Annotated in this window: 11 protein-coding genes; 7 read left to right on the top strand and 4 right to left on the bottom strand. The window is 33.7% G+C overall.

What is annotated here, in order from left to right; genetic code table 11:
• Window positions 1–72: 72 nt before the first annotated feature.
• The gene (locus tag BMZ74_RS03915) at window positions 73–924 is read right to left on the bottom strand and encodes a glycosyltransferase family protein (protein WP_089860008.1); all 852 of its coding nucleotides are present in this window, start codon (window positions 922–924) and stop codon (window positions 73–75) included.
• A gap of 321 nt (window positions 925–1245) precedes the next feature.
• On the opposite strand from BMZ74_RS03915, the gene pulA reads away from it, so the two are divergent.
• The 6 genes from pulA to gtfA all read left to right on the top strand — a co-directional run bounded on the left by pulA (window position 1246) and on the right by gtfA (window position 11539).
• Window positions 1246–3165 carry a type I pullulanase gene (gene pulA / locus BMZ74_RS03910; RefSeq protein WP_089860005.1) on the top strand — a complete coding sequence of 640 codons (1920 nt, stop codon included), beginning with the start codon at window positions 1246–1248 and terminating at the stop codon, window positions 3163–3165.
• Window positions 3166–3184: 19 nt separating this feature from the next.
• Complete coding sequence (locus BMZ74_RS03905; RefSeq protein WP_089860002.1) at window positions 3185–4162, top strand: helix-turn-helix domain-containing protein; 978 nt, start codon at window positions 3185–3187, stop codon at window positions 4160–4162.
• Window positions 4163–4429: 267 nt separating this feature from the next.
• Window positions 4430–6220 (top strand): ABC transporter ATP-binding protein, encoded by a 1791-nt coding sequence (locus BMZ74_RS03900; protein ID WP_089859999.1) that lies wholly within the window; start codon window positions 4430–4432, stop codon window positions 6218–6220.
• The gene (locus BMZ74_RS03895; protein ID WP_089859996.1) at window positions 6213–7955 is read left to right on the top strand and encodes an ABC transporter ATP-binding protein; all 1743 of its coding nucleotides are present in this window, start codon (window positions 6213–6215) and stop codon (window positions 7953–7955) included. Before BMZ74_RS03900 ends, BMZ74_RS03895 begins: the two co-directional genes overlap by 8 nt.
• A 205-nt stretch (window positions 7956–8160) precedes the next feature.
• The gene (locus tag BMZ74_RS03890) at window positions 8161–10062 is read left to right on the top strand and encodes a DUF4914 family protein (protein ID WP_089859993.1); all 1902 of its coding nucleotides are present in this window, start codon (window positions 8161–8163) and stop codon (window positions 10060–10062) included.
• Between the two features lie 25 nt (window positions 10063–10087).
• Complete coding sequence (gene gtfA, locus BMZ74_RS03885; RefSeq protein ID WP_089859990.1) at window positions 10088–11539, top strand: sucrose phosphorylase; 1452 nt, start codon at window positions 10088–10090, stop codon at window positions 11537–11539.
• 143 nt (window positions 11540–11682) lie between these two features.
• Here the strand turns inward: gtfA and glgD are convergent, their stop codons facing one another.
• The 3 genes from glgD to glgB all read right to left on the bottom strand — a co-directional run bounded on the left by glgD (window position 11683) and on the right by glgB (window position 16000).
• Complete coding sequence (gene glgD / locus BMZ74_RS03880; RefSeq protein ID WP_245750805.1) at window positions 11683–12915, bottom strand: glucose-1-phosphate adenylyltransferase subunit GlgD; 1233 nt, start codon at window positions 12913–12915, stop codon at window positions 11683–11685.
• Window positions 12839–14014 carry a glucose-1-phosphate adenylyltransferase gene (locus tag BMZ74_RS03875; RefSeq protein ID WP_089859987.1) on the bottom strand — a complete coding sequence of 392 codons (1176 nt, stop codon included), beginning with the start codon at window positions 14012–14014 and terminating at the stop codon, window positions 12839–12841. Before BMZ74_RS03875 ends, glgD begins: the two co-directional genes overlap by 77 nt.
• 69 nt (window positions 14015–14083) lie before the next feature.
• Complete coding sequence (gene glgB, locus BMZ74_RS03870; RefSeq protein WP_089859984.1) at window positions 14084–16000, bottom strand: 1,4-alpha-glucan branching protein GlgB; 1917 nt, start codon at window positions 15998–16000, stop codon at window positions 14084–14086.
• Window positions 16001–16258: 258 nt separating this feature from the next.
• Between glgB and glgA the strand changes: the two genes are divergently transcribed.
• The gene (glgA, locus tag BMZ74_RS03865) at window positions 16259–18061 is read left to right on the top strand and encodes a glycogen synthase GlgA (protein ID WP_177181357.1); all 1803 of its coding nucleotides are present in this window, start codon (window positions 16259–16261) and stop codon (window positions 18059–18061) included.
• The last annotated feature ends 147 nt before the right edge of the window (window positions 18062–18208 follow it).

Here is an 18208-nt window from a genome sequence, read left to right as displayed (position 1 = left end):
TCTGGTTATTTACTCTGGATACAAATTTTAGCAACTTCTTTAAATTAATTATATCAAATTTTAAAAAAATGTCTATTTTTTAAGCAGCAGAGTTCTAAATGTTTCTTTTAACTGATGCTCATTATCACTATCAGGTAATAAATAATAATCAGGAATTGATAAATTTACAGTTGGATTCAGGGGATGATTTAGTCCATCTGTTAAAGCTGTAATAAGCAATTTAGCTTTTGAATCAGTTAAATTACCCGAAGTTATTTCTGGGGGAGTAAGCTGTAAATTAAATAGTTTATTATTCTTGATTACATCCTGATAACATTCATGTTGGTAAGAATTAAGCTGTTCTTTGTTTAAACTAATTACTTGACTGCTGTAATTTAAAGCCAACCTTTTAGCAATTATTTTTTTAGCTAATTTACTATTTTGGCTTATCTGCTGACAATTTTTATTATTTAATTCTAATTCAGCCAATTTATTGTCAGCTGGAGTTAAAGCTAAAAAGCAGAATGAAATTGCTAGCTTTTCCCTTAACAGCACCCCTGCTAATCCTGCTGCAGCTGAGTAAGTTAAGAAGAGATCAGGAAATTCACCTTCTTCATCATAAAATTCTGCAATAGCAGCAGCATATTCTTTAAGATGAGGCCAGAGATTTTTTTCAGTTAAATAATTATCTCCCGCAAAAGGTAGTTTTATCTGCCTTAGCCTTAAAGAATCGGGATAATTGCTGACAAATTTTTTGGGAGCAGCCCCAGACTGAAAACTGTGATCTCTAGTTATCAGATCAATTTTTAGATCATACTTAATTAAACTTTTACTTAAATTTTCCAGGAAAACCATTGATTTATCTTGATTTTCATTATTTTCTGTTTTGCTTTGCTTAAACTTATTCTGAGGGTAGAGAACGGCAAGTCGCTTAATATTTTTCATTAATAAAAGCCTCCTTTGATTTAATTAGTAAAGCTAATTAAATTATGGCGATACTTTTGCAAAAATGTAAAAATTATTAAGGTTTTAGAGTAAGAAAATTATAGCTAAACTTTAAACATACTAGATTTAATTATTAGTTGGTAATAATTAGTTTAGTTATTATAAGTTTACTTACATTTTATATAGTTCTACATAGAAATAAAATAACCTGTTTTTTAAGCTAATTAAATCCTACTCTGGAGCAGGAATAGTAAGCTTAATAAAGAATTAGATAATAACCAATTAATCTTAGCAGAATAAATTTCTGGAGATGATTATTTTATGTTAACTAAAAATGCTCCTTTTAAAACAACCGAATCAGTTTATGCTGGTCATGATCTGGGATTTACTTTTTATGAGAGTGGAGTCAATTATCGTATCTGGTCTCCGCCAGCTCAAAAAGCCTGGCTGGAAATTTATGCTGATCCAGGAGGGGCTAAAAAATTATCTGAATATAAAATGACAAGGGCAGCTGCTGATACCTGGTTGGTTAAATTACCGTTAAGTATAATTGGTAAGTATTATCGTCTGCGGCTGCAATTTTCAAATTATGAAATAGATTTTGTTGATCCCTGGGCCAGAGCTGTTGGAACAGATAGCGAATATGGTTATATAATTGATCCAGGTGAAATTTATCCTCCCAGCTGGACAACTGACCAAAAAGTTGAATTAAATAATCCAGTTGATGCAGTTATTTATGAATTACATGTTAAAGACTTTTCTATATCACCAGAAAGTGGTATGCGACATAAAGGAAAATATAATGCTTTTACAGAAAGACATACTGTCAATAAAGAAGGAATGCTGACTGGGCTTGCTCATCTAAAAGAACTAGGTATTACTCATGTTCATTTATTACCAGTTTTTGATTTTGCTTCAGTTAATGATCGTGATGCTGCAGATTATAATTGGGGCTATGATCCCCTCTATTATATGGTACCTGAAGGGTCTTATTCTTCAAATCCAGCTAATGAAAGCCGAATTTATGAATTTAAAAAAATGGTTAAAACACTGCATAGTTATGGAATAGGAGTGGTAATGGATGTTGTTTATAACCACACCTACCATACCCAAAATTCTCCTTTTCAAAAATTATATCCAGATTACTTTTATCGTTTTACCGAAGATGGTAAGTTTGCTAATGCTTCTGGTTGTGGTAATGAATTAGCAACTGAAAAGCCAATGCTGCGTAAATTTATTATTGATTCATTACTTTATTGGAGCAGAGAATATCATATAGATGGTTTTCGTTTTGATTTAATGGCTGCTATTGATCGGAAAACTTTATTGCTAGCTGAAGAAAAATTGCGGCAGCAAAATCCTTCAGTTCTTTTATATGGTGAACCATGGTCTGCACTTAATCCTCAGTTATATCGGCATCAGCAGATTCAGAAGGGAGATCAAAAAGGAACTGGAATTGGAGTTTTTAATGATAATTTTCGTAATGCACTTAAAGGCGATAATGATGGGACAGGACGTGGGTTTATCCAGGGTAAGATTGGACTAGAACAGCAAATTGATGAAAATATAATTGCTGGGCTTGGCTTGCAGGAACGACGCCTGGCTGGTTTTACTGTTCAGCCAGCTGAAAGTATTAATTATGTAGAAGCACATGATAATCTCACTCTCTGGGATAAGTTAGCTCGGTCCTGTCCCGGTGCTGATGAGGATTTAAGAAAAAAGATGCAGAAGCTAGCTATGGTTATTTTGTTAACTTCACAGGGAGTTCCTTTTCTCCTGGCTGGAACAGAATTTTTAAGAACAAAATTTGGTGATAAAAATAGTTTTAACTCAGGTCCTGAGATTAATGCTTTAAAATGGAAAAGGAAAACAACTTTTTATGACCACTTTAATTATGTAAAGGGCTTAATCAATTTACGTAGTCATCATCCAGCTTTTCGCATGAAAACAGCTGAGCAGATAAAAGCCAATATTAAGTTTATCAATTCACCCTTAGCTACTGTTGGTTATGGAATTTATAATTACGCTAATGGTGATGCCTGGGAAAAAATTCATGTTTTGTTAAATCCATCTCGAGAGTGGAAACAATTTTATTTAGCAGAAGAAAGAACCTGGGCTATAGTAGTTGATGATAAGCAGGCTGGGGCAGAGCCAATTAGATTTTTTCAGGCTAATGAAGTTGTCGTTCCACCAGTAACAGCTATGGTTCTTTATTCTGCTGATATGGTGACAGGTTATTAATCTAAACGGGGAGATATAAATGGAAAACAGTATAACTGAAAGCTATTATAAATTTATTCAAGAAAAATATAACTGCCAGACATCAGAAGAATTATTAGGCAAAAAATATTCACTTCCAGAAGCATTTGGTAAGGGTAATTTTACTATGATGCAGATCGAGGAGGGAATTGATCTTGCTCGCAGTGAAGCTGATGGAATTGAATTCAATTTTAATAATAAAAAACTTACTCAAGGAATTTTGGAACTTGGTTACTGCTATAGTGGTGAACTCATTATTTCTACTTCTCCTGGCTCAAAACAATATAAACTTAAAGCAGGGGATAGCTTTATTTATAAAATGCTTAATAAAGTTAATTCTTTTAAATTTGAGTATAATAATTTAAAAGCAATTTCAATCCATTTAAATTTTGCTTTGCTTAAGGAGAATATTAATCAAAGCTGGAGCCAGCAGTTAGTTAACGAATGGCAGCAAAATATGGCAGAAATTTTCACTAATGATATCTTATTAATTAATAAATCAACTTATCAATTACAGCAGCTAGCTGAAGAAATTGATAAAATTTCTGTTAAAAATATGCTCGATTATTTACGACTTAAAGTAAAGACAATTGAATTTATAACTGATTTTTTGCAAGAAAAGTTAAGATTGAAAGCCAATAAAACTGAAGAGGTAGACTATAAACAAGTTGCTAAAGCTAAAGCAATAATTAAGGCTGATCTAGAGAATGTGCCTTCAGTTGATGATTTAGCAGCTAGTCTAAAAGTTAGCAATTATATTCTACAGAAAAATTTTAAGCAAATAACTGGTGATACAGTTTATAAATATGTGCAGCAGGTTAGAGTAAAAGAAGCAGAATATTTATTAAAAAATACAGATAAGTCTATCTTAGAGATTACCCATCAAGTTGGCTATCATAATCCCAGTAAATTTGCCAGTTTATTTAAAAAATATTATCAGCTTACACCTTTAAAATATCGTAAATTGGTTTTGAATTAAATATTGATTGCTAAATAATAATTAGATTATTGCTGATTAAGCTAAAATATTATTTTGAAATGCTCTATTAAGACTAAAGGTAGCAACTGCTTTTAGTTTTTGGAGCATTTTTTATTGTTTTGGAGTAGAAAATGATAATCATTATCACTTATAATACATTTACATATTTATAACTTAACTATCATAATTATCTAGCTGCAGCTTAGTTAAAATAGTTAAATAACTCAATTATTAGATTAACTCAAATTTTATAAGGATGGTGGAGAAATGTATTCACAAGCAAAATCTACTTTGGCAAAACTGCTTAAATTTGCCGGTAATTATAAATACTTAATTATAATAGCCTGCTTTTTTTCAGCACTTAGTTCTATTTTATCGCTTTTTCCGTTTATCGCAATCTGGTTTGCAATTAGAGATATCTTTGCTGTTTTACCAAATTTAACTCAGGCAGCAGGGACTTTAAAATACGGCTGGTTAGCAATGGGATCAGCTGTTTTGAGTATAATTTTTTATTATATTTCTTTACTAAGCTCTCATTTAGCTGCTTTTAGAGTTGAAAAGAATATGCGTCAGCAAGCAATGCATAAGCTAATTAGTTTACCACTTAGTTTTTTTAAACAAAATAATAGTGGTAAACTTCGTAAAATAATTGACGATAATTCCAGCTTAACTCATGGTTTTCTGGCACATCAGTTATCAGATTTTGCCGGAGCAGTTATTATGCCGCTGGCAATTGTAGCAGTGCTTTTTTTAGTTGATTGGCGTTTAGGGATGGTATGTTTAATTCCACTTGTTGTTAGCCTGTTATTTTTAAAACAGATGATGGCTGAGAATACTGCTGAATTTATGAATAAATATCTTGATGCACTTGAAGATTTAAATTCAGCTGCAGTTGAATATGTAAGAGGAATTCCGATTGTAAAGGTTTTTCAACAGAATGTTTACTCTTTTAAAGATCTTCATAATTCAATTAAGCGTTATCAAGATTTTGCTTCTGAATTTGCTTTAAGCTGTCGGATACCTATGCTTAACTTTTCACTGGCCATTAATGCACCTTCTTTATTATTAATTCCAGTTGGTTTGCTTTTAATACTTAATACTTCTAATTATCAATCTTTTTTGCTTGATTTAATCTTTTATCTTTTATTTGCTCCAATATGTGTAACTATGATGACTAAAATAATGTCTGCCAGTGAAAATATTATGGTGGCCCGGGAAGCAATTAATAGGATTGAAAACCTTATGCAGACTAATACTTTACTAGAAGAAAAGACTAAAAAGCAAACTAATCGAAATGATATTAAATTTGAAAATGTTATTTTTTCATATCCAAATTCTAGTAAACCTGTGATTAATAAATTAAGTTTTAACATTCCGGCTGGTAAAACTTTTGCTTTAGTTGGACCTTCGGGAGGAGGAAAAAGTACTTTAGCAAGTTTAATTCCTAGATTCTGGGATGTAGATTCCGGACAGATTAAAATTGGTGGAATTAATGTTAAATCATTTGCTGAAGAAGACTTAATGAGTAAGATTGCTTTTGTGTTTCAAGATAATAAGCTGTTTAAAGGTAGTATTAAAGAAAATATAACTATGGGTAAACCAACAGCTACTCATAAAGAAATCAAACGAGCTATTCAGCTTGCTCAGTGCAGTGATATTATTGCTAAAATGCCCGCTGGACTAGATACTATATTAGGAACAGCTGGTGTTTATCTTTCTGGCGGTGAACAGCAGCGGATTACTCTGGCCCGGGCCATCTTGAAAGATGCTCCCATTGTTATCCTGGATGAAGCAACTGCTTTTGCCGATCCAGAAAATGAATATCAGATTCAGCAGGCTTTTGAAGCTTTAGTTAAAGATAAGACTGTTTTAATGATTGCCCATCGTTTATCTTCAATTAAAAATGTAGATTCAATCTTAGTTATTCAGGCAGGTCAGCTTGTTGAACAAGGAACTCATAATGAATTATTACAAAAAGATGGTATTTATAAAACTATGTGGCAGGAGTATCAGACATCGATTGCCTGGCAAGTTGGAGAGGAGAAAAAATATGCTTAATTATCTGCAAAATAAGTTTGCTTTAAGTCAGCAAGGAGCGAAGGGGCTACTTAAAGGTAGTATTTACAGTGCATTGATTAATTTAACTTTAATGCTACCAGTAGGTATTTCGATTTTATTATTAAGCCGTTTATTAGAACCTTTACTGACTGATAAAAGTAATTCGCCTGTTTTATTAAAATATAGTTTATTAGTTATTTTAGCTGGAGGAATCATTTATTTTGTCCATTATCTGCAATATTCTTGTGTTTATTTAACTACCTATCAGGAAAGTGCCAATATTAGAATTAAATTAGCTGAAAAACTAAGACAGCTGCCTCTGGCTTTTTTTGGTAGTCGGGATTTATCTGACTTAACCAATACTATTATGGGAGATTGTACAACTATAGAGCACGCTTTTTCTCATGCAATTCCGCAATTTTTAGGTTCACTGATTTCTACTTTAATTATAATAATTGCACTTTTAATTATGAATTGGCAGTTAGGTTTATCAGTACTCTGGGTTGTTCCGATTGCTTTTCTAATGATTTTTGCTTCTAAAAAATTACAAAAAAGCTCTGAATTAAAACATTATCAGCAAAAAAGAATTTGTGCAGAAAAAATTCAGGAAGGACTGGAAAATATTCAGGATATAAAATCATATTCGTTGTCTGCTGATTATTTAGCAGATCTAGACCAAAAATTGGCTGCAGCAGAACAGGCACAAATTAAGTCAGAATTAACAATGGGAGCTTTTGTAACTGGCTCTCAGGCTATATTAAGATTAGGATTGGCTACTGTTATCTTGGTAGGAAGCAGATTACTTATTAGTAACCAGGTAGATTTATTAACTTATCTTATTTTTCTAATTACTGCAGCTCGCTTATATGATCCGCTTGCTGCTAATTTGACTAATATTGCCGAAATTTTTAATGTTGAAATACCAATTCAGCGGATGCAGGAGCTGGAGAAGCAGCCGGTTCAAACTGGAAAAAAAGATTATCAATTAGCTGATTATGAGATTAAAGTTGAAAATTTAACTTTTGCTTATCAGTCTGAACAGCCAGTTTTAAAAGATGTTTCTTTTACAGCTAGACAGGGTGAAGTGACTGCCTTAATTGGCCCATCTGGAAGTGGGAAGAGTACAATGGCCAAGCTTGTTGCGCGCTTCTGGGACCCAGATCAGGGTAAGATTTTATTAGGGGGAGAGAATATAGCTCATTTAGACCCTGAAGCTTTATTAGCAAATTATACAATTGTTTTTCAGGATGTAACTTTATTTAATGATACTATTTTAGAAAATATCAGATTGGGAAATTCTGCTGCTACTAATGAAGAAGTAATAGCAGCTGCTAAAATTGCTAATTGTGATGACTTTATTAGTAGGCTACCGGAGGGTTACCAGACTATAATTGGAGAAAATGGCTCAACTTTATCTGGAGGTGAAAGACAGCGGATTTCAATAGCGAGAGCATTTTTAAAAGATGCGCCAGTTGTATTGTTGGACGAAGCCACCGCTTCACTTGATGCTGAAAATGAAACTAAAGTTCAGACTGCACTTGCCGAATTAATTAAGAACAAAACTGTGCTTGTAGTTGCACATCGTTTAAGAACAATTGAAAGTGCTGATCAGATTATCGTACTTGCTGAAGGTCAAATTGTTGAGCAGGGAAGTCCAACTGAATTATCTAAACAGTCCGGGATGTATAGTCATTTGCTTGAACTACAAAAGCAGAGTCAAAATTGGTCTTTATAAATTCTTTTAATAGCTTTGATTGTGCACTTTAATCCTTAATTTATTACTGTTAGAAAAGCCCTTAAGAGCTTAATTGTCTATTCTTTGTACCTTGTAGCCCAGAAAAGATTGTGATAAAATAATTAAGGTAAGCAGTTTAAATTAGTTCTAATTAACTGCTGCAAAATATTAATCTAGTAGAGAGAAGGGAGCAAGTTAGGAAAAGATGATTAAAGACTCGAATTTAAAAAATGTTGATTTGCCGGCTGAGGTTGAGGAATTATTAGCTGAGTGTCCTAATTATGTAATTGCTCATAATGAAAACGAATTAGTTGATTTATCAGTTAAAGATGCTAAAAATGGCTGCCAGGAAGTTAAGTATAATATTCCAGAACGTGGTCAGGTTGTAGAAGCAGTTGTCTGTAAAGTTAGAAATGGAATTTCTGCTAATTATCCTGAGGCCTATATGAGGCGTAGGGATCCAGACTGTATGCTAATTGCAGATGAAAAGCCAACTGATAAACAGCGTTATGAAGAAAGATTTGGTGAAAAATTTACTGATAAAATGAGAGGAGAGACTTTAGATTGGCTTAAAAAGCAAGAGTTGGCAGTGTTCTTTTTTGAAACTGGACCAGCTGGTCTTGGTGTTAAAGCTATGGCAATAGTTCCTTTAAATGCTGCTTTTTTTGCTTTTGGTCTCGCTTTATTACAGGGTATAATTGATACAAGAGAGCTTAAGGAAACATTTAAACCTACTTCTTTTATTTATATTGCACCACCTTTTCGTCATACTCATTTTGCTGGTAAGCAGGTAGTAGTTCACCGGAGATTAGATGATTGTTATGAAATGTTTGCCTATAATCTCTATCCAGGTCCTAGTGCTAAAAAGGGAGTTTATGGAATGCTGATTAATCAGGGTGAAAAAGAAGAGTGGGTAACCCTACACTGTTCTGCTGTTCAAGTAGTAACTCCCTATGGGAATACAGTAAATATTTCTCATGAGGGTGCCAGTGGTGGTGGGAAAAGTGAAATGTTGGCAGATATGCCAAGACAGAGAAGTGGGCGCTTGTTATTTGGTCAGAATCTATTAACCAAGGAGAAGTTTAGGTTAACTTTGCCTCAGGGATGTGGTCTCCGTCCAATGACAGATGATATGGCTATTTGTCATAATTCTTTACAAAAAGATAATGGTAAACTAACTTTAATGGATGCAGAGAATTCCTGGTTTGTTAGAGTTGATCATGTTGATAAATATGGAACAGAACCCAATTTGGAATCTATTTCAGCTGTGCCTGAAAAACCTTTATTATTTTTAAATATTGATGCAGCACCAAATAGTACCGCCTTGATCTGGGAACATATTGAAGATGAACCGGGTAAACCCTGTCCTAATCCCCGGGTGACTATTCCTCGTGATATTATTTCAGATGTTTTAAAAGAGCCGCTTTCAATTGATGTCAGAAGTTTTGGTGTCCGGGTACCACCATGTACAAAAGAAAATCCCAGCTATGGTATTTTGGGACTGTTTCATGTTTTACCGCCTGCCCTGGCCTGGCTCTGGCGTCTGGTAGCCCCTCGTGGTTATGGTAATCCCAGTATTATTACTGATGACAGTATGAGTTCGGAAGGAGTCGGTTCTTACTGGCCGTTTGCGACTGGTAAAAAAGTTGATCAGGCTAATTTACTTTTACAGCAAATTGTTGATACTCCAAAAGTAAAATATATATTAATACCTAATCAGCACATTGGAGCCTGGAAGGTTAGTTTTATGCCAGAATGGATTACAAGAGAATACTTAGCTAGACGGGGAGGAGCCTGGTTTACAGAAGAACAGTTAAAACCGGCCCGACTGCCGTTATTAGGCTATGCTTTGCAAGAATTACTAGTTGAAGGTCAGCATATTGAAAAAGAATTTCTCCAGGTACATAGACAGCCAGAAGTAGGAGAAGCTGCTTATGATGCAGGAGCTAAAATATTAACTGATTTCTTCAAAAAATGTATTGAACAATATTTGGAACCAGATCTTGATCCAGTTGGGAGAAAGATTATTGAAACCTGTCTTAATGATGGGGATCTAACTGAGTATTGTGATTTAATTACTGGAGATCCGATTATTAGACAAATTTAAGTATAGATTTTAAGGAGTGGTTACTTTGGCTGTTAAAAATGAAGTTATGCTGATTACCTATGCAGATAGTCTGGGCAGTAATCTGGCAGAGTTAAAAGAAATTATTGATCAATATTTTGCAGAGGCGGTAGGTGGAGTTCATATTCTGCCTTTTTTTCCTTCTTCTGCTGATCGTGGTTTTGCTCCTTTGACCTATCGAGAAGTTGATTCTGATTTTGGTAACTGGGAAGATATTAGTTCCCTGGCAGATAATTATTACTTGATGTTTGATTTTATGGTTAACCATATTTCACAGCAATCTGAGTTTTTTCAGGATTTCAAGCAAAACAAAGATCAGTCAAAGTATGCTGATTTTTTTATCCGTTATCAGGATTTTTGGGAAAATGGTGAGCCAACTGAGCAGGAAGTTGATTTGATTTATAAGCGCAAACCACGTGCTCCCTATCTTGAAGTTGAATTTGCTGATGGTAGTACAGAAAAGGTCTGGTGTACTTTTGCAGAAGAACAGGTAGATTTAAATATGGAGTCCCGGGTAGTTAAAGAATTTATTCGCAACAGTTTAAGTTTTCTGGCAGAACATGGTGCTTCTATAATTAGATTAGATGCTTTTGCCTATGCAATTAAAAAGGCTGGTACTAGTTGTTTTTTTATTGAACCAGAAATCTGGCAATTATTAGATTATTGTCAGGCTGTACTGGCAGAATATAATGTTGAAATTTTGCCTGAAATTCACGAACATCATTCAATTCAGCTTAAGATAGCTGAGCAGAATCATTTTGTTTATGATTTTGCTTTACCTATGCTGCTTTTACATTCTATTTATAGCTCAACAGCTAAAAATTTAACAGCCTGGTTAAGAAAATGTCCAGCTCATCAATTTACAACTCTGGATACTCACGATGGGATTGGAGTTGTTGATGTAAAAGATTTAATGAGTGATGCTGAGATTGAAGAGACTCGAGAAATGCTTTATCAGCAGGGATCTAATGTTAAGAAAGTTTACAGCAGTGCAGCTTATGATAACCTTGATATTTATCAAATTAATTGTACTTATTATTCCGCGCTTGGAAATAATGACCAGGCTTATTTGCTGGCCCGGGCTGTACAATTTTTTGCTCCTGGTATTCCTCAGGTTTATTATGTTGGTCTGTTGGCTGGTAAAAATGATATAGAACTGCTAGAAAAAACAAAAGTGGGGCGTAATATTAATCGTCATTATTATTCAAAAGCTGAGGTTGCAGCTGAAATTAAGCGACCGGTAGTGCAAAAGTTAAAGCGGTTAATGGAATTTAGAAATAGTTATCCAGCTTTTGCAGGAGATTATGAAATTGCTGCTTTAGAGGCAGAATCACAGCTCAAGATTATCTGGCAAAAAGCAGCAGCTGTAACAACTCTGTCAGTTGACTTCAAAGATAATAGCTTTGCTATTGAGTATTTTGATCTAGCTGAAGAAGAAATGAAACTATTAGAAATCTAATTAATTTTTTTAGCTATTTATTTAAAATTTAATTAAATTATTAATATCTTAAAAAGAGAGCCTTTTCAGGCTCTCTTTTTATTTAAAAATAAAATTTAATTATTAACTTTAAATTATAAATTGGGTAATAAACTGTAAAGCGATTAGATACTAGTGTTTTTAGCAACTATCATCGGTAAATTAATATCTCCCTTCAGTGATTTATTGGCGGTTATTTTAACATCTTTGTCTAGAATGACATTTTCTAGATGGGCATTTTTACCTAATTCAGATTTTTGCATAATAATTGAATTTTTAACAACTGCTCCTCTAGCAACCTTGACGCCCCGGAATAACACACTGTTCTCAACAGCACCTTCAATTAAACAGCCATTTGCAGCTAAAATATTTTGGGCCCGGGCACCATTCTTATAAGCTGTTGGAGCTTCATCTTTTGGCTTAGTATAAATAGGGCCATTTTTAAGAAAAATGTCTTGCCAGACACTCGGTTTTAAAATCTCAAGATTACTTTTATAATAGCCATTGATTGAATTAATTATAGTTGCATATGAGTGGAAAGGATAGCCATATACTTTTAGACTATCTAAATTTCCAATAATCGCATTTTTAACAAAATCCCATTTTCCTTTTGAAACACAGCTGTCAATAATAGCAAGCAGCAGGTCTTTTTTCATAATATATCTCTGTAAAGAAACTTTTTTATAATCTTTTTGATGGGGATCAACCTGCATATCAATTACTCTATCATTATCATCAGTATTGATTACAGAGTATTGAGTATTAGGACGAAAATTATTAATTTTTTTATACATAATTGTAATATCATTATTGTTTTCAAGATGATAATTAAAAGCATCTCTATAATCAATATTTGCAGCTACATTGGGACTAGTTATAATGACATATTCTTGATTACTTTTCTCTATATATTCAAGATTACTGTAAAAATTTTGTAAATCTCCTTTATAAGGAGTATTAGCTTGATAAATATGCGAAGGAGGTAGTAGAAAAAGGCCATTTTTTTTACGATCTAGATCCCAGGCTTTACCAAAACCAATATGATCCATTAAAGATCTATATTTAGTCTGCAGAAGAATCCCAACATTTGTTACTCCGGAGTTAACCAGATTTGAGAGCGGGAAATCAATTAAGCGATATCTTGCTGCAAATGGTACTGAAGCTAATGATCTGTGTGAAGTTAACTGTTCTAAAAACGATTCATTGAGAGCATTATTAATTATAGCCATCACATTATTCATATTTCTGCCACCTTTGCGATAAACAGGAGTCATCATCATTTTAGCCCACCACCATTCCTGCTTTAATATTTGAATTAGCCGGGATAATTTCGTCATCACCAATAACTGTAATTTCATTATTGGCAGCCTCCTGGCCAATTTGAGCAGCTTTTTCTACAATTACATTGCTGCCTATAATAGCATTTTTAATCTTGGCTCCACTTGCAATTCTTGTATTTGGTAGAATAACTGAATTCTCAACTACTGCATCTCTACCAATTTTAACTCCAAAAAATAAAACAGAATCTATGATCTTTCCCATAACCTGAGTTCCTTTGTTAATTAAAGAATTATTGACTTGAGCAGATTCAGCAAGATATTGGGGAGGACGATTAGGATTCACACTATAAATCATCCAGTTTCGACTTTGCAGTTCTAACTCAGGTTTTTCACCTAATAAATCCATATGAGCCTGCCAGTAACTCTCGATTGTTCCAACATCTTTCCAATAATCCTCAAATTTATAGGCATAAAAATTAATTTTATCATCCATCATAGTAGGTATTATATTATGACCGAAATCACCAGCAGAATCATTATTTGCCTCAGCTTCTGCAATTAAATATTTACGAAGTTGTTCCCAATTAAAAATATAAATTCCCATTGAGGCAAGATTATTTTTAGCCTGCTCTGGTTTTTCCTGAAACTCGATTATTTTCTGGTCTTCGTTAGTATTCATAATACCAAAACGATTAGTATCTGCCCAGGGAACCTCCAGTACTCCAATAGTAACTTCAGAATTTTTGCTTTTATGATAGGCCAGCATTTCGGAGTAGTCCATGCGATAAATGTGATCACCAGACAAGATTAAAACATATTCGGGATCATTGAGATCAATAAATTCTATATTTTGATAAATAGCATCTGCTGTTCCTTTATACCAGGAGCCACCACCTTCCTTAACATAAGGGGGAAGGACAGTAACTCCACCATCATTGCGATCAAGATCCCAGGAACTTCCACTGCCAATGTAGCTATTTAAAATAAGAGGCTTGTATTGAGTCAAAACTCCAACTGTTGTAATGCCAGAATTTGAACAATTACTTAAGGGAAAATCAATTAATCTATATTCACCACCAAAGGGAACTGCTGGTTTAGCAATATTTTTGGTTAGAACTCCAAGACGGGTCCCTTTACCACCAGCCAGTAACATAGCCATTATTTCTTCTTTTGGCATTTTGATTACCTCCTTTATTTATAGTGGAATAATAACTTTTATCTTATAATTCAGATTAAAGCAAAACCTTTAATTTTTATTATCAGGATTATATTTTAAATAAATACCTGCCAGAGGAGGCAGATTAGTACTAATTGAATATTCAAAACCATGCCAGGCTGTTTTTTCGGCCTTGAGGCGGGCAAATGTCTGATAATCAGAACCACCAAAAATAGGTTGATCACTATTTAAAATTAATTCATATTCACCAGGACCAGGAACACCAATGCGATAATTATCTCTAGGTACAGGTGTAAAGTTTAAAATTACTATTATTTGCTGTAATTTGTTTTCAGAACTTCTAATAAAGCTTATTACGCTTTGTTGGTAGTCGTCAGCTTCTATCCATTGAAAACCATCCTGATAATGATCAAGCTGCCAGAGCGCTTTTTCTTTTAGATAAAGCTGATTTAATTCTTTAACAAAATCCTGGATTAAGCTATGCTTTTCATAGTCAAGCAGCAGCCAGTCCAATTCCTGTTTGTAATTCCACTCTATAAATTGGCCAAATTCACCTCCCATAAAAATTAAATTTTTACCAGGATGAGCATACATGTAACTATAAAGCAGCCTTAAATTAGCAAATTTTTGCCAATAGTCACCGGGCATTTTATCAAGTAGTGATTTTTTACCATGCACTACTTCATCATGAGAAAGTGGTAAAATATAATTTTCACTCAGGCTGTACATACTAGAAAAAGTGAGTTTGTTATGTTCCCATTTTCTATAAATAGGGTCATTAGCTAAATAGGCTAGTGTATCATTCATCCAGCCCATATTCCATTTAAAATTAAAACCAAGCCCACCTTCATGGACAGGAGCTGTTACAAGCGGCCAGGCACTAGATTCCTCAGCAATCATCAAAACTCCAGGAAAACGAGCAAATAATTCTGTGTTAAGTTCTTTAATAAAAGCTATTGCTTCCAAATTCTCAAAACCACCAAATTGATTAGCAGCCCACTGACCATCCTCTTTTTCATAATTTAAATAAAGCATATTACTGACTGCATCGACTCTAAGTCCATCGATATGAAAAGTACCTAGCCAGTAATTTGCACTGGAAATCAAAAAGCTCCAGACTTCGTTTTGGGCAAAATCAAAGTTTAGAGTATCCCACTGAATATTTTCTGCCCGACGGGGATCACTACTTTCAAAAAGAGGTGTACCATCAAAGAGCCTTAGTCCATGATCGTCTTTACAGAAATGACTTGGTACCCAATCCATAATAATTCCAATTCCATTTTGATGTAATTTATTAACTAGGTACATAAAATCTGCTGGATTTCCATAGCGGGAAGTAAGCGCAAAATAACCAGTTGTTTGATATCCCCAGGAACCTGGAAAAGGATATTCAGTTAACGGCATTACTTCTATATGAGTAAAAGCAAGTTTTTTTAGATAGGGAATTAGCTGATCAGCAATTTCACGATAATTTAACAGTTTATCATCTTTTTTTCGCCAGGAGCCCAGATGAATTTCATAGATACTGATTGGTTTTTTGAGCTGATTATCTTTTTTTCTCTGTTGCAACCAATTTTTATCCTGCCAGTTAAAATCAGGCAATTGATAGATTTGAGAAGCAGTGTGAGGACTTTTTTCTTGCCTTTTTGCATAAGGATCTGCTTTAATTCTTTCCTGTTTCTGATGACCTAACAGCCAGTATTTATAATACATTTCTGGTTTTGCTTCTGGAATAAAGATAGTCCAGATTCCAGAGTCTTTAATTTTAGTCATTGGATTTTTATTTTTATTCCAATTATTAAAGTCCCCAATTACACTAACTTTTTCTGCTGCGGGAGCCCATAAGTTAAAACGAATTCCAGTTTGACCATCTATTTGGGCAAGATGGGAACCTAAAAAATTATAACTTTCATAATGTCTTCCCTGATGAAAAAGATAACGATCATAATCACTGGGGTATTTAGATGCTGATTTATTTTTTTTCATTAAATTCACCCCTCCTGAATTGCTGATTGTTTATTACTTTAAATTAAGTCAGAAATTGAACTGATTTTGTGATAATTTAAAAAATTCTTGTATTATATTTATTCTCTATTTACTTAGATTTTCCTTTAAAAAATCGGTTAATATTGGTAGTTTTCCCCAATTGGCTTAAAAATATCTTAGTTGACATCAGAGTTCAGTTTTAATAAACTATTGTTAAGTGAATCAAAGTTGAATTGAAGTTTGCCAGGAGGTGGCTCCATGCAAAAAAAATTGAAAATTCTATTTGTTGCTTCAGAAGCTGATCCTTTTATAAAAACTGGTGGCTTAGCTGATGTAGCAGGTTCGTTACCCCAGGCTTTAAGAGAAGCAGGTCATGACGTAAGACTTGTAATTCCTCAGTATAGCCAGATTCCAGCTGTTTATAAAGAAAAAATGCAGTCTGTCTGTCATTTTAGAACTCAGTTAGCCTGGCGAGATACTTATCTTGGGGTTAATCAACTGACAGAATCGGGAGTACCAGTTTATTTTATTGATAATAAATATTATTTTGATCGTGATTCTATCTATGAAAATGAAGATCGGCATGAACAGTTTGCTTTCTTTTGCCAGGCAGTACTTGACATGTTACCAGTGCTTAATTTTAAACCTGATATTATTCATCTTAATGATTGGCAGACAGGCCCTTTACCACTCTTGTTGGCTGATCATTATCGTCAGCAAAATTTTTATCGTGATATTAAAACAGTATTTACAATTCATAATCTTCGCTATCAGGGTCAGTTTTCCGGTCACATTGCAGCTGATGTATTGGGAGTTGCTCCGGAACATTGGGCAAGTGGTAAAATAAGGCATAATGGCTTATTAAATTATATGAAAACAGCTATCATGTATGCAGATCAATTAACTACTGTTAGTGAAACTTATGCCCAAGAGATCCAGACTGCTTATTTTGGAGAAGGGCTTGATTATGCTCTGCGAATGAGAGGCGATGATTTAACAGGAATTATTAATGGCCTTAGTTATAGTAAATTTAATCCAGAAACTGATTCAAAGATAGCTGTGCCATATTCTGCAGCTGATGTAACCAAAAAATTAGCTAATAAAGTTCATCTGCAGCAAAAATTGGGTTTAGAAGTAGATGTGGAAAGACCAATTATTGGATTTATTTCTCGTCTGGTTGAACAAAAAGGAATTGAGTTAATTAAAGCTGTTTTTCCCCAGATTATGGAAAGTGGAGCTCAGCTAGTTGTTTTAGGGACTGGTCAGCCTGAGTATGAGAAATTCTTTTTAAATCAGCAGCAGTATTATCCTGATAGTCTATCAGTTACCATTAACTATAATTCAAATTTAGCTAGTCAGATTTATGCAGGAATTGATCTTTTCTTAATGCCTTCTCGTTTTGAGCCATGTGGTTTGAGTCAGTTAATAAGTTTTCGCTATGGAGTTTTACCAATTGTAAGAGAAACAGGTGGCTTAAATGATACTGTGCTTTCTTATAATGAAGCAACTGGTGCTGGAACAGGTTTTAGCTTTAGTAATTATAATGCTCATGATATGCTGCACACAATTGAACGCGCAATTAATTTTTATCAGGATGAAGACCTCTGGCATGATCTGGTACAGCGAGTAATGAAACTTGATTATAGTTGGCATAACTCAGCCCAAAAGTATCTTTCTTTATATAAAAATTTAATGGATAGTCTTTCAGCAAAGAAAAGTTCTACTGTTTCAAAAAAAATTAGTAGATTTAGTAAAAACAAAACAGCAATTAAAGTTTTTAAACCGGAACCAGCTCCTCTTAGTAATAAAAATTCTCTACCAGAGAAGACTAATTTAAAGAGGACTAAAAAGAAGAAAGAATCTGGTCAGCTAGTTAATATAAATTTAGCTACAGCTGCGGAATTTGCTTTACTGCCGGGGATTGGAGATTTTTATGCAGAAAGAATAGTTGCTTATCGATCAGCTAGCAGTAATGGTTTTAATAAAAAAACAGATTTAAAAAAGGTTAAGGGAATTGGAAAGAAAAAATATAAGCAAATTTCTGATTTGATAACTCTTTAATTTGGCGACTAAATAAATAAACTTTAAGGCCGCCCATTCTGGTGGCTTTTTTCTTTTGTAGTTTGTTTTTATAATTTACTTTGCTAAAACTATTCTTATTAACTTAGTTTGCTAAGTTGACTTTTATTAATTATAATATAGTTTAGG

The organism is Halanaerobium salsuginis (assembly GCF_900114545.1).
GTDB classification, from domain to species: Bacteria; Bacillota; Halanaerobiia; order Halanaerobiales; family Halanaerobiaceae; genus Halanaerobium; species Halanaerobium salsuginis.
This window is presented reverse-complemented; position numbering and strand designations above follow the sequence as displayed.

Bases quoted from the DNA above. Each gene is read 5' to 3' on its own strand.
- pulA (WP_089860005.1), top strand. From the start codon at position 1,246: ATGTTAACTAAAAATGCTCCTTTTAAAACAACCGAATCAGTTTATGCT.
- glgB (WP_089859984.1), bottom strand. From the start codon at position 16,000: ATGAAAAAAAATAAATCAGCATCTAAATACCCCAGTGATTATGATCGT.
- BMZ74_RS03895 (WP_089859996.1), top strand. From the start codon at position 6,213: ATGCTTAATTATCTGCAAAATAAGTTTGCTTTAAGTCAGCAAGGAGCG.
- BMZ74_RS03890 (WP_089859993.1), top strand. From the start codon at position 8,161: ATGATTAAAGACTCGAATTTAAAAAATGTTGATTTGCCGGCTGAGGTT.
- BMZ74_RS03915 (WP_089860008.1), bottom strand. From the start codon at position 924: ATGAAAAATATTAAGCGACTTGCCGTTCTCTACCCTCAGAATAAGTTT.
- glgD (WP_245750805.1), bottom strand. From the start codon at position 12,915: ATGAAATTACAGTTATTGGTGATGACGAAATTATCCCGGCTAATTCAA.
- glgA (WP_177181357.1), top strand. From the start codon at position 16,259: ATGCAAAAAAAATTGAAAATTCTATTTGTTGCTTCAGAAGCTGATCCT.
- BMZ74_RS03875 (WP_089859987.1), bottom strand. From the start codon at position 14,014: ATGCCAAAAGAAGAAATAATGGCTATGTTACTGGCTGGTGGTAAAGGG.
- BMZ74_RS03905 (WP_089860002.1), top strand. From the start codon at position 3,185: ATGGAAAACAGTATAACTGAAAGCTATTATAAATTTATTCAAGAAAAA.
- BMZ74_RS03900 (WP_089859999.1), top strand. From the start codon at position 4,430: ATGTATTCACAAGCAAAATCTACTTTGGCAAAACTGCTTAAATTTGCC.